Origin of the sequence: Alkalibacterium olivapovliticus (assembly GCF_003003275.1) — a bacterium.
GTDB classification, from domain to species: Bacteria; Bacillota; Bacilli; order Lactobacillales; family Carnobacteriaceae_A; genus Alkalibacterium; species Alkalibacterium olivapovliticum.
The window spans coordinates 12,578-25,056 of the sequence record NZ_PVTO01000007.1 but is presented as its reverse complement, the minus strand read 5'-3'; the positions used below and the strand labels follow the sequence as shown (position 1 = coordinate 25,056).

Annotated in this window: 16 protein-coding genes; 4 read left to right on the top strand and 12 right to left on the bottom strand. The window is 36.7% G+C overall.

The window, feature by feature from the left end; all coding sequences use genetic code 11:
* Positions 1 to 7: 7 nt before the first annotated feature.
* The 8 genes from mazE to CLV38_RS04715 all read right to left on the bottom strand — a co-directional run bounded on the left by mazE (position 8) and on the right by CLV38_RS04715 (position 4,554).
* Positions 8 to 205 (bottom strand): type II toxin-antitoxin system PemI/MazE family antitoxin, encoded by a 198-nt coding sequence (mazE, locus tag CLV38_RS04750; protein WP_106192224.1) that lies wholly within the window; start codon positions 203 to 205, stop codon positions 8 to 10.
* Positions 206 to 444: 239 nt separating this feature from the next.
* Entirely contained in the window at positions 445 to 798 is a 354-nt protein-coding gene (locus CLV38_RS04745; protein ID WP_245920540.1) for a hypothetical protein, read from the bottom strand.
* A gap of 61 nt (positions 799 to 859) precedes the next feature.
* Positions 860 to 1,213: a hypothetical protein gene (locus CLV38_RS04740; protein ID WP_106192222.1), complete on the bottom strand. Its 354-nt coding sequence runs from the start codon at positions 1,211 to 1,213 to the stop codon at positions 860 to 862.
* A gap of 329 nt (positions 1,214 to 1,542) precedes the next feature.
* Complete coding sequence (locus CLV38_RS04735; protein WP_106192219.1) at positions 1,543 to 1,836, bottom strand: helix-turn-helix transcriptional regulator; 294 nt, start codon at positions 1,834 to 1,836, stop codon at positions 1,543 to 1,545.
* Positions 1,829 to 2,188 (bottom strand): type II toxin-antitoxin system RelE/ParE family toxin, encoded by a 360-nt coding sequence (locus CLV38_RS04730; protein ID WP_106192217.1) that lies wholly within the window; start codon positions 2,186 to 2,188, stop codon positions 1,829 to 1,831. The genes CLV38_RS04735 and CLV38_RS04730 overlap by 8 nt, the downstream gene beginning before the upstream one ends.
* Positions 2,189 to 2,321: 133 nt before the next feature.
* Positions 2,322 to 3,395: a S66 family peptidase gene (locus CLV38_RS04725; protein ID WP_106192215.1), complete on the bottom strand. Its 1,074-nt coding sequence runs from the start codon at positions 3,393 to 3,395 to the stop codon at positions 2,322 to 2,324.
* 52 nt (positions 3,396 to 3,447) lie between these two features.
* Positions 3,448 to 3,996 (bottom strand): AAA family ATPase, encoded by a 549-nt coding sequence (locus CLV38_RS04720; RefSeq protein ID WP_106192212.1) that lies wholly within the window; start codon positions 3,994 to 3,996, stop codon positions 3,448 to 3,450.
* A 45-nt stretch (positions 3,997 to 4,041) separates the two neighbouring features.
* Positions 4,042 to 4,554 carry a GNAT family N-acetyltransferase gene (locus tag CLV38_RS04715; protein ID WP_106192210.1) on the bottom strand — a complete coding sequence of 171 codons (513 nt, stop codon included), beginning with the start codon at positions 4,552 to 4,554 and terminating at the stop codon, positions 4,042 to 4,044.
* 583 nt (positions 4,555 to 5,137) lie between these two features.
* On the opposite strand from CLV38_RS04715, the gene CLV38_RS04710 reads away from it, so the two are divergent.
* Complete coding sequence (locus tag CLV38_RS04710; protein ID WP_106192208.1) at positions 5,138 to 6,175, top strand: serine hydrolase domain-containing protein; 1,038 nt, start codon at positions 5,138 to 5,140, stop codon at positions 6,173 to 6,175.
* A gap of 72 nt (positions 6,176 to 6,247) precedes the next feature.
* Here the strand turns inward: CLV38_RS04710 and CLV38_RS04705 are convergent, their stop codons facing one another.
* The 3 genes from CLV38_RS04705 to CLV38_RS04695 form a co-directional block, all read right to left on the bottom strand.
* Positions 6,248 to 7,048, bottom strand: a complete 801-nt coding sequence (locus CLV38_RS04705; protein ID WP_106192205.1) for an SDR family NAD(P)-dependent oxidoreductase — start codon at positions 7,046 to 7,048, stop codon at positions 6,248 to 6,250.
* 183 nt (positions 7,049 to 7,231) lie between these two features.
* Entirely contained in the window at positions 7,232 to 7,417 is a 186-nt protein-coding gene (locus tag CLV38_RS04700) for a hypothetical protein (RefSeq protein ID WP_106192203.1), read from the bottom strand.
* 72 nt (positions 7,418 to 7,489) lie between these two features.
* The gene (locus CLV38_RS04695; RefSeq protein ID WP_106192200.1) at positions 7,490 to 8,143 is read right to left on the bottom strand and encodes a YczE/YyaS/YitT family protein; all 654 of its coding nucleotides are present in this window, start codon (positions 8,141 to 8,143) and stop codon (positions 7,490 to 7,492) included.
* 518 nt (positions 8,144 to 8,661) lie between these two features.
* Here CLV38_RS04695 and CLV38_RS04690 point away from each other — a divergent pair.
* Positions 8,662 to 9,168 carry a GNAT family N-acetyltransferase gene (locus CLV38_RS04690; protein WP_106192197.1) on the top strand — a complete coding sequence of 169 codons (507 nt, stop codon included), beginning with the start codon at positions 8,662 to 8,664 and terminating at the stop codon, positions 9,166 to 9,168.
* 87 nt (positions 9,169 to 9,255) lie between these two features.
* Complete coding sequence (gene yghU / locus CLV38_RS04685) at positions 9,256 to 10,041, top strand: glutathione-dependent disulfide-bond oxidoreductase (RefSeq protein WP_106192194.1); 786 nt, start codon at positions 9,256 to 9,258, stop codon at positions 10,039 to 10,041.
* A gap of 86 nt (positions 10,042 to 10,127) precedes the next feature.
* Here yghU and CLV38_RS04680 read toward each other — a convergent pair whose 3' ends face one another.
* Positions 10,128 to 11,039: an EamA family transporter gene (locus CLV38_RS04680; RefSeq protein ID WP_106192192.1), complete on the bottom strand. Its 912-nt coding sequence runs from the start codon at positions 11,037 to 11,039 to the stop codon at positions 10,128 to 10,130.
* A gap of 240 nt (positions 11,040 to 11,279) precedes the next feature.
* Between CLV38_RS04680 and CLV38_RS04675 the strand changes: the two genes are divergently transcribed.
* Positions 11,280 to 12,194: a nuclease-related domain-containing protein gene (locus tag CLV38_RS04675; protein WP_106192189.1), complete on the top strand. Its 915-nt coding sequence runs from the start codon at positions 11,280 to 11,282 to the stop codon at positions 12,192 to 12,194.
* The last annotated feature ends 285 nt before the right edge of the window (positions 12,195 to 12,479 follow it).

The window sequence follows — 12,479 nt, the reverse complement described above, 5'->3', positions numbered from 1 at the left end:
GTCTTCCTCATGTTCGGGTTCTACTCTTAGATTTATATCTTTTTTTATATTCCTCTTTAAACATTTGAGATTCTTTGGGAATAAGCATAAAACCGCCGTTTTCTTCTTTTATAATGAAGTACTCTTTATCGGCTTCTATCCCCATATCATCAGGGACGTCAATAACGATATCATCCCCAACTTTTCTCGTTGTATATGTTCTCATTCTATCCACCCTTTCACTTCATATGAGTAGTATACTATAAAACAAGTTTTTTCAATACTCCCCATTATTTACAAATGGTGCAGTACCCTTATTTACACTTTAAAGTGATCCCTGTCTGATTTTCGGTTTGCAACCATTTCTTCGCTAGAGTTTTTATCTGTCAAACTCAGAAGTACCTTCGAACCTCGTTCATATATTCAATATACTGGTTACCAAATGATTCAATACACCACTTTTCTTCAGAAAGAATAATCCAGTGTGCTGATAGCTGAAAAACGATAAATTCCTTTTGTATTTAGTCCTTCTCGAGATAGAAATGCAAAGTAAGTGATGGATATAAGCAGCATGATGACGCCAATTACATAAACGGTCGCAGAGAAATAGTAAAACACTGTCTGTTCAACCTGGTAATCAGTAAAAAAGAGCGTGATAAAAATCCCCAAATTAGATAATTGATATACCCAGTAAGCTATCTGTTTTTTACCAGACATAGGCGCAAAATGAACAGCTCGCTTTAGAGATTCTTTATTGAGTAAAGAAAGAATCAAAAATCGAATACATATAAAAGGGATCAGTAGTAAAGCACCTGTCATTTTGCTTGCTCCTAACTTTTTTGTTGTTCCAGCTTATCTGTCTTTTGTTTTCCAAGGCATTCTAAACTAAGCCAGTATAGGTCAAATGAATTTTAAATTTAGGCTTTATTTCGATCTCAGTTGAGTAATTGTCAGTTCTAATCAATATAATTGATTGTTCCTTAGTATCTTTGACTACTTTGATCTCTTTTGTATTTTTAAAATCCAGGAATGAGGTCAATTCATTATTAGATGCTTGGAACATCTGTATTGTTATATCCATATTTGCTGAAGTTATACTTAGTTTAAACCTTTCATCTGAAGCATTAGTAAATGCATAGGTTGCCTCATTGTAAAAAAATGGTGCAGTATTATCTAATAAGTTGGGTTCACATTCAAATAGAGACAGTAAAGCTCCTTCATCTGGAATGTTCATGCCATCACCCCTCATCTGTTATTAAGTGTAGTTAATAAAATATAATTCACAAAACGTGACTGATTCATCTTAAGTATCAACAATCCTATCAATACCGTAAGGAGTAGAAGTAGTATTAGGTATCAGCTCATGAAGAAAGTAGGTAATCTTTAAGAGTTTGGAGATTCAATAATGAAACTCCTTAAGTTTAAGGAGTTTTCTTCTAAAGTTACGATAACTTTCAACTCAACTTCTGATGGGAACACTGAATTAGTCATTTGACATAGAACCATAAAAAGGCATGAAAGAAATCCTTCTTTCATGCCTTTCATCAATCTAAAATAGTAAATTTATACTTTTTGTCTTCGATCAACTATATTTATTTCAACATGCTTGTTTAAAGCTTTAGCTATATCCTCCAAAGTACTAATAGACGGTTCCATAACCGCACTCTCAATCCGTGCAATAGTTGAACGGGATTTATTCACTCTTTTAGCAAAATCTGTTTGATTTAATCCCGATTGTTCCCTTAATTCAAATACTAGGTCAGCTAGGTCTAACTTCATTTGTTCTTGTTCATAAGCTTGTTTAAAAACTGTACTTTCAGCTTTTCGCTTTTTTATCATTTCAGTATTTTTACTCATGTTCTTCCCTCCTTGAATTCATTTGAGAAAAGTGTTTTTTTCTAATACTAAGAGCTCTAGCTATTTCTTTGTTGGGCGTTTTCCTAGTCTTTTTGCTAAAGCCGTGTGTAATATAATAGTGTGAACCTCTCACTTGAAAATAACATCCTCTTAACCAATGTTCGTCAGTTCTAGCTCTAAGTTCATAAAGATTATTTTCCAATTTTTTCACACGTTCTTTTCGAATAGAGTCTTGTAATTCTGTACTTTCAACTCTATCGATTAATGCTCTAAACTTAGCTTCATCTTTACTACCTAACGATTGTAAATAGTCATCAAATTCGTCTCCCCAATCAAATTCCGGTTTAACCATAGGACACATCTGATATTTTTATAAATATATTGTAGCATACTCGCTACAATGCGTAAACAGAATTAGCTTGTCTCTAATTATCATCTGTATTTCAGTAAATAAATTAATCCAAGTGTGGTGTACGACTTATTGATTAAAGGAAGTATGACTCATTAAAGGTCACTGATCCAACCTGAGTATCCACTGTCATTTCAATCCCGTATGGTAATATGCATCTTGGGTAGGCATGACCGAATGGGAGATTATATAGTATGGGCAATTGTTTGTCAGCTATCACTTCAACAAAAACTTGTTTATATTCATCAATATAAGCTTCATCTTGAGGCTTCCCTATCAGCACTCCACTCACAGCAGTAAATATTCCATAGTTTTTCAGTACAGTAAGTAAGTCTCTTAATCGGTCAGGATTTGGTCTCTCTTCACTGGTTTCCAAGAATAGCAACTTCCCCTTCCATTCATCCAGACTAGGGAATATATCGTAGCGGTTAATTGTTTCTACTTCTTCTGCGTAGCGTTCTCCTACAAGACAGTCAACTAAACTCTCTAAACATCCTCCAAGTAATTTACCTGATACTTTCCCCTTTCCCTGCAGCACTTCTATTCCATGTGCTTCCTTGTGTTTTAGTCGCTCTGATCCTAATGCTTTTTCAGAGAAATCACTACGTTCTTCGTACCAATAGTCACTTTCAGGGACGCCCTCCAATTCATTTCCCTCAAAGTATCCTGAAAAAATCTGTTTTGTATAGGGCAACAATTCGTTACCTAGTTCAGCAAGATCATTTAAAAAATTTGGTCCATAAAAAGAGACCATTCCCAATCGATGAAACATTAAGTGATTAATGGTGGTATCTGAAAAACCAGTAAAGAGCTTAGGCGTTTTTTGAACATTATGTACAAATTCTTCGTCTTCCATCAAGTAAGGGAGCAGCCTAAAGGTATCATCTCCTCCAATAGCACATATGATTCCCTTTATAGATGGATCTCTAAAGGCATTTTTTAGATCTTCCGCACGCCATTCAGGATGTTTCTGCAGTTCATCTATTCCTTTCAATGCATTGGGCATAATGACAGGTTCAAGACCAAAATCTCTAAGCCGTTTTATACCCAGCTCTAACTGATGCTTTGCATAGGGTTCTCCTAATAAACCACTTGAGAGACTCACTATAGCAACACGATCACCCTTGACTAACGCTTTTGGTTTTATCATCTCTTATTTGCTCCTTTTCTAAAGACATTATCTCTTTAGGAAAATAAAATTCTCAATTATTTACGTTCTTTTCAGTAACATCAGGCTTGAGTAAACTAGGCATGTCATTACTACTGTTTAAAATAATCAACTTACTTTCGAAAGGAACCAACATAGCCATTATCTCTTGTTTGCTTGTGTTATCGAAAATAGTATTGTACTGATACAAAAACTTCAATACTTTAAACGTTGGTCTATAGTTTACCTTTTCGACTTTAAATTTTTGCTTGATAAATCGTTTAATTATTCTAAATCTCCTCGTTGAGAGTCTAGTATCCAAAAAAATAATGACATCCGCTCTCTGAAAAGATGGAGCTACCCATTTATGATGAGCTCCTTCAATGATCCAGCTTTTTCTAATTAAAATATCACTTAAAACTGCGTCTCTCTCTTCTTCAGTTCGCTTGATGTCTCCTTTATCGGATCTTATCCAGACCACATTATCTAACTCATAGTGTGGTAAGCCGTATTGTTTTGATAGTTTTCTTGCTAAGGTCGTTTTACCACTCCCAATTGACCCTATAATATGTATTCGTTTGACAGCGAATTGTTGTTCTTTCATTTGACCACTCTCTTTACTACTTATTAGTAAGACTTAAACTTATTACTAATCATATTCTAGTTTAGTTTCACCATTCGCTAATTTTTCCATTACGAGAAACTCTACCTCAGTCTTTCCGCTCTTGTTAACAAATAATCCTTTTGGAACAAATCCAGCTTGGTTATACAAAGTAGCTGCTCGTTGATTGAACGACGCTATACTCAAACGAAACCCTTTTATGTCATACTTATTCTCCCCAAATGCCATGCCTTTATTTAAGAAGTAAGTCCCATATCCTTTTCCGGTAAGATCTGGTCTTAATCCTAGGCCTATATCCAGCAAGGAGTCGTCTGAATACAAATTAGCTTTCGTACCAGCAGGCACTTGAGCATTTTTTCCATAACAAAAGTAACCGACTAATTCTTCACCCTGATTGTACGCAGAAAAATATGTGCCATCCATCAGTTCTTTTAAAGTTTCTTGATCGTCTGTCATATTATAAAAATCATAAGGGGCTTCATATTTCCACGTTATTATTTTATTTGCATCGATTTTCTTCAATTTACTTGCTGAATACATACTTCGATCCACCTTTATTCTTCTCGCGAGTCACTTTTAGTTTCTTAAGATTCTTAATGCATATTCCCATTTTAAAAGTGCTGTTTCCTATCTTTTCTAATACTTAATAGAGTATAACTATTAAGGTTTTAAAACAGCTACTGTTTCACCGTTTACAAATTCACCATTTTCGTAAAAACCGTTTTTTAAGTAAAGATTTTTAGCACTTCTATTTCCTGGATTAAATTCTAACCAACAGTATTCTCCATACCCCAGCGGTTTAGATATCTTAACCATAGCAGATAGTGGCTATTTTTTCATTACTCTACTGGTAATAATTGATGGGTTGTATTAGCCTGCCGAAGGAAAAATGTTATAACGGTGTGGGATAGCAAGACTGACTCAGAATTTTTTTATTGTATAGGTTGATTAGTTAACGCCTGAATCCATTGTTAACGGATACACTGTTTGCTATACTCAAAAGGAGATTATTACAGTGGAGGGATAATGGGGAGTGTATAGTTAGATAGACTATACTTGTTCAAGATAAACAGTTTCTCTTGAACACTATATATAAATTACTGAATACACGGGGGAAATAGTTATGACTAAACATCTAGTAAGTACCATTTCAGAGATTCAAGCTGAGGTTGATTTTTCTGGTTCTATACTGGTTGAAAATAATGACAAAGTGTTATTAAACCAGAATTTTGGTTACGCAAATCGTTCTGACAAAATAGAAGTTAACTCTTCTACTCGCTTTGGAATAGCCTCTGGGTGCAAACTCTTTACGGCAATAGCCATCAGTCAACTAGTTGAAAATGAGAAGCTATCTTTTGGCTCCAAATTGAGTGAATGTGTAGACCTCGAGTTTAAACACATTGATAAAAATGTAACGGTGCATCAGTTGTTAACGCATACTTCTGGTATACCTGATTATTTCGATGAAGACACGATGGATGATTTCGAAGAGGTTTGGATGACACATCCGATGTATCACGTTAGACGATTAAAAGATTTTCTGCCGTTGTTTCAGGATGAACCTATGAAAGGTAATGCAGGAGACGAATTTCAATATAATAATGCCGGGTATATTTTATTGGGATTAATTGTCGAACACGTTAGTGGGCTTGAATTTACTGACTACATTCAGCTGAATATTTTTAACAAAGCAGATATGTCTGATTCAGGTTATTTTGCTTTTGATTCATTGCCGGAGAGAACCGCACTAGGCTATATCGATAATAGTGACGGCACCTGGAAATCAAACATTTATTCTATGCCTGTAAAAGGGGGTTCGGACGGGGGTGCATACATTACTACCGGGGATATGGCAAAACTGTGGACTTCTCTTATGAATTTCTCTCTTTTAAGTAAGTCATACACTAATAAGCTTTTGTATCCACATGTACAGGACCCCGAAGATGACGATAGTTTTTATGGCTATGGCACCTGGATCAAGAAAACTTCTGGGGACCGCATTCTAAGATATCACGTCATGGGGTATGACCCGGGCGTCAGCTTTCATTCTGCTTACTACCCAGACCTTTCTGTCACGTCAGTAGTCTGTTCAAATAAGTCAGATGGAGCAGCCGATATAATGATTGGCATAGAAGAAGAATTGTTAGGTTTAAACAACTAGTCTAACTAATAAGGAAGCATCAGATCAACTATGACAACCATAGATGTTCTAATGCTTCCTTTTTGGTATGGGTTAACGCATAACCGATCCACCTGATAAGATGACTGCTTCTCCAACTACATTCTCAGCGGCATCTGATAATAAATAGGCAATCGTGTTGGCGACTTCCAACGCTGTTGTAATGCGACCAGATGGCAGTTTTTTACTTTCAATTTTAAATTGCTCTTCAAAACTGTTGCCTTCTTTATCGGCTTTAGAACGAATGGCGTCTCTTCCCATTTGAGTATCTACGTACCCGGGACAAACGGCATTGACTCGTACGCTGTGTTTAATGGCTTCTAGAGCAAATGATTGTGTGAACCCATTTAGTGCAAATTTGGAGCCGACATAAGCCGTTCCTCCCACCACTCCTCTTATACCAGATAATGAAGATACGTTGACTATAGCACCTTCTTTATTGCCTTTCATAGTCTCAAATACTTGCTGAGTCAAAAGAATGGGTACAGTGAAGTTTAAATGCATGACTCGCTCCAACTCTTCCTGTGTTAACTCTTCAATGATGCCCCCACCCATTATACCTGCTGAATTAACTAATAAGGCGATAGGTCCTAATTTACCCTCTGCGGCTTGAACTAATCTTTCTCTGTCAGAAGCCTCCGCTAAGTCGGCAACTACCACATTTACTTTTGCACTAGGATGTTCGCTTTCGATGTTTTCTTTCAGTTCATTTAGAACATCTTCTTTTCTTCCTGTAATCGTAACATTGGCACCCATAGCAGCCAGTACCTTTGCTGTTTCGTAGCCGATTCCTCCAGTGGCACCTGTAATCAAAGCGTGTTTACCTGTAAAAACATCTGATGAAAAAATAGACATGGTCATCCTCCTGATTTAGTTAGTCCTGATTGATGTCTTAATTTTTCCATAAAAAAGGAATATTATCTAGTATTTTGTATTATTACAATCTGCATTGGACTCGTTTTTGAATCGACTACGGCAAAGAATAATAATGACACTGACTTAAAAGATCTCTAGAGATTCATAAAAAAAAAGAACCCTTTACAGATTCTTCAATTTTGAATCTAAATCATCAATTTCAAGTTCAATTTGTCTTATTTCTTTTTCAAACTCAACTTCTACATAAGGGCCTGTATCTAATTCTTCTGCCTCATTATTGTGCTGGCGAGCTTCTTCCAAAATCTTTTTACGATCAACTAATGTTTCCTCGATTATCTTTTTATCCATTATATGTTCCTTTTTTTTTTGTCTAACAGATTTTATTTAATCGAACCAATCAATTAACTTTACCCTTTTGATTTAAATCCCAGCTTCCTGCACAATGCCCTTTTTAAGCAGGACTGGTTGAATTTTGTTAATGAAAAAGCCCAGTAAAGGTGCAAAAATCAGCATGCCGATGACTGTCCCTTCTCTGACAGGTAAGGTGAACCCAAAGGTGAAGGTGATGACTACCGATACGACGATGCACAGAATATCAACAAGTTGTCTGATGGTGGAGAATTTAAGAGGTACACTTTTCGTCAATTCCATACAGAAACTCTCAATTGGAGGTGTAATCAGATTCAGCGTCATAATCATGCTTACGGAAAAAGCGACTGTGACCAATGAAATGAAAAAGGTAATCAATGCTGTCACATAATTTTCGATCTGGGCCGTTCCAAGTAAATCATAATAGAAAAAATTAACCAGCATACCAACTAATACACTCATAGGAATCTGCAGCAAACGGTTGAAACCGAAGTCCCTTTTTAATAAGATCAGCTGTCCCAGGACGCAGAGCAAGTTAACTGTCATAGCAACAGTCCCTATTCTTATCCCTGCCATTAATGATACCGATTGGGTAAACGCATCAAAAGCGCCTACGCCGACAGATGCTTTCAGCATAAGAGAAATCGCTAAAGCTATAACAGCTGAGCTGATTGATAGTAAGGCATATCCTCTGTAATTTTTCATTGTCTTCATCTCCAAAAATGTGTATTTATAATTAAATGCCTACAAGTCTATAGTGCTTTCTTCTAATGTCTTAGATTTATATAGAGCAGGTACGCAATGACCTCTTTGTTGTTTTATTTATAAGTGTATTATAGTTACTTTAACAAGGATGTTCGTGTAATCTCTTCAATCTAGTACGAGTATAGCATTCTTTTTAAGAAGTTGAACCCTTTATACCCAAAACTTCTTAAGAATTTACCTAATCTTCGTAACTTAGAACAAAGCTAGCCTCAACTTCTGAAGATCCACCCTTAATCTACTGAAGTAAACTGGTCTACTTACTTCACTTCTCTAAAAAATCACTGTTACACTCTACTTCGTTCTATATCTAAGTTTGACTAAGTAAAATAAGGTCACGGGGGTGATAGATATTTGATAAACCTATAGAAAGCGTATAAAATGAAGTAGATGAGCTTAGATAAAACACTATAGTTTACGTTAAAATAGGATAATACAGAACCAATATCAGGAGGCATACAATGAACAAGATAACTTTAACACCTGTAGAAAAGGACGATACAGATTATCTGCTTGACTTATTTAAAAATCCAGACGTTATGGATTACTGGTTTAGTGAGCCATATATGAATAAAGAAAAGTACACAAGTTCTTTTGAAAATCGTCAGAAAGATGAGTCCGCTAGACAATTTATTGCTTATGCGGAAGAGGTGCGGATTGGCTACACGAATCTGCACCTGATTAATTTGCGCCACCGGACTGCAGTATTAGCTATCATGCTGGATCCCGATAATCAGGGGAAAGGATATGCTGAAAAAGTTGTGCGCAGTATAGTCGATTACGGCTTTAATCAGCTGAACCTGAATAAAATAACACTTGATGTCGTAGATTATAATGAAAAAGCAGTCCATATTTATGAAAAAGTGGGCTTTAAAATTGAAGGCAAAAAAGAACAACAGTATTTCATTCAAGGCAAGTATCACACTAGTCTGTCTATGGGGCTTTTGAGAGAACATTACCAAAAGTAGTTTAAACTAATTTACCGATTACGTAGTGATGGAATTCTTGTGTAAAAATATTAAAGCAGTATACTAAACCTATAAGGAGTGGATATAATGTCAAATTACGAAGTCCCTAACGTATGGGAATGGAATCAAGATGAGAAAAATCAATTCGGTAACCAGCCAGTAGCTGGAAGTCGCTTTGAACAGAAACTACCAGTAGGTGAACATCCACTGCAGGTCTATTCATTAGGGACACCTAATGGACAGAAAGTGGCTATCATGCTTGAAGAATTGAAAGACGCTGGCGTTGAGGATGCCAAGTATGACCTATACTTGATCAACATTGGCGACGGCGATCAGTTTGGAAGTGATTTCGTCAACATCAATCCCAACTCTAAAATTCCAGCCATGATGGATCATTCTCAGGACAAACCCGTTCGTGTGTTTGAATCCGTCAATATTCTGTTATACCTAGCTGAGAAATTCGGACAGTTCATTCCGACTGCCCTTGCTGAAAAAACAGAACTGATGAACTGGTTGTTCTGGCAGACAGGTGCAGCTCCGTATGTAGGCGGAGGGTTCGGACACTTCTATCATTACGCGCCAACTAACCAAGAGTACCCTATCAATCGCTTTACGATGGAAACCAAACGTCAGCTTGATCTGCTCGACAGACATCTGGCAGATAAAGACTACATCAACGGTGACGAGTACACCATTGCGGATATGGCAATCTGGCCTTGGTATGGCCGACTTGTCCAAGGGGCTTTGTATGGAAATGCAGCTGAGTTCCTGAAAGCTGACGAGTATACTCACTTGAAAAAATGGGCTGAACGCATCGGTGAACGGCCAGCTGTTAAACGGGCTTGGGAAGTTGAGTATAAAGATATTAAATAAACTATTAATTTGAACGCAAAAACCTCGACGGTGTCCATAACGACATGTCGAGGTTTTTATCTTTTTAAAATTGCAAACTTTCGTTTTTAGGCATTAATCAAAACAAGTGCAACAATCGTCATAACAATGGATACCTGATTCTTGCGGGCAATTTTTTCTCTATAGATAAGTAAGCCGCCTAAATTTATTAAGACAATACTCCCCGCACTGTAAATAGGAAAAGCCACCGAGGTCGTTACTGTATCAAGCGATTGAATGAGAAAGTAAGACGAAAATAAATTCGGTATACCAACTGCAAACCCAATAAGGATGTCTTTAAGTGTGGCCTTCCCCTTGGTATTCGCAGTGTACGTGACACTGATTATAAAGGCGACGAAAAATATGGTGAACAGAAAGATATCCTTGTACTCATTTAAAGCATACTGCTGGTAAATCTTATTTGAAAATTCAGCCATCCCGCCAAAGATAAACAGAAGTAAAATAGTCGGTTTAAAATCAAATCGCTTGATTGACTTCTTGGACAAATTGACAACAACTATCGAGACTAAAGATAACAGGATCCCTATCCACTGAACGGATGTAGGAAATTCTCTCCAGATGAGTATCGAAAAAATCATAGGAATCAGTATCCCTAACTTGGCTATCGTTCCTGATATACCAACACCATTATCTTTAACACTTTTCTGATAATAGGTAAACGACAAGAAAAAGAACACACCTGATATCCCACCGACAATAATCCCCCAGACAATACTTGAATAAGGAGATAATATGTACTGATTATCTAAAGACAGCTGGCCAATTTCACTTATAAACGATGCTTCTCTGGTTACGCCATTAAAGAGTCCCTGATACATAATCATAATAAAACTGATGACAAACGCCATAAAATAGTTAGCGCTTGTTATGACATATCTGTTGGTGTCAGTATTTTCGGTGTATTTAAAAATGAGTGCAATTGCCGCACTACATATAACGGCTAAGAATAAATAAAACATGGGGCCTCCTTTGTGAAAATATCGGAATCTTGTTTGATTATAAGATTCACAATTACGAATTAAAGTATACCATTTAAAGCGGATCAAATAACACTATTTTTGACGAGCATCAATACAGTCTGTCTTTTTGAATCGCTTTTCACTATTACCGTCGGTGAAGAAGCTCATCATCAGAAAGTCACTATAAAATAAAGTGAGAATTTCTTTTAACTGTAAATAGTAATACTATGGGGGTGGAATATGCTTATAAAAAAACAGCGGACTAAACCAGAATTACTGACTTCACTAGAATTGCTGGACAGACGACTGACTCTTCACTACAGAGAAAAACAGCACTTGTCTATTTTAACTAAGGGCTATGAAGGCGAGTTGCTTTTTGATTCTCTAGTGGTGAACTATTTAACCAGCGAGGCTATCATTCTCAACGATCTGTCACTGGTTATCGGCAGTACGCCTATTCAAATCGATTCACTCATAGTAACTTCAGAAGCACTATATTTGTATGAAATAAAGAATTATGAAGGCAATTATACAGATCAATCGGGACAGTTTCGGACAACATCTGGTCAGGATATCGTCAGTCCAGCTGGTCAATTAAATCGTACGACGACTGTATTCACCAAATTAATCAGCCAGTGGGAGCACAGTTTACGTATTGTTCCGAATGTTGTGTTCGTTAATTCTTCGTTCATTCTTTATGAAGCTAAGCAGGATAATCCATATATTTTCCTACCGCAACTTGCTCCTCATTTTACCGATATCAACCGTCGTAGCAGCACATTGTTGGACAAGCATTACCATATTGCTGACAGACTATTGGAAGAAAGCCAAAAAGAGCTTCCTTACCAGAGAAAATTACCTTCTTATACTTTTAAAGAGCTAAGGAAAGGCCTAACCTGCAGCCGTTGTGGGTCTTTTGACTTAAAAACAACCTCTAAGAGTAGTCACTGTCGCTCCTGTAAGCATTTTACTTCACTCAATGAGCTCTTCCTATCAGAGGTTAAGGCATTTAAATTTCTGTTTCCTGAAGAACAGCTGACCAGCAATACGATGTATACATGGTGTGGTGGCTCTCTACCTAAACGAAGAATCAGATCAATTTTAAACACTGAGTTTACAATAGCAGGATTTGCCAAATCCTCTCATTATATTTAATAGCATTAAGAGGAAACGACTTATGCCAATAAGTCGTTTTTCATTTTTTTAGGAGCCTCTGGTAGTTTTATTATCTCTGCTGGTCAGAATTGAGACCAGTTGAACAGCTTAACGGCACCCAACTAGTCTCTATATAGCTTTTGAGACTAGTTCATGAGTAATTAATATAGGAAGTAGTCACTAAACGAATTTAGTGACCAGTTTATCCAAAATCCAAGAAAGAACTAGTCTCAATAAGTCTTTTGCAACCACTTCTTTCAAGTTTTGAAGATGAACTAGCTTCAA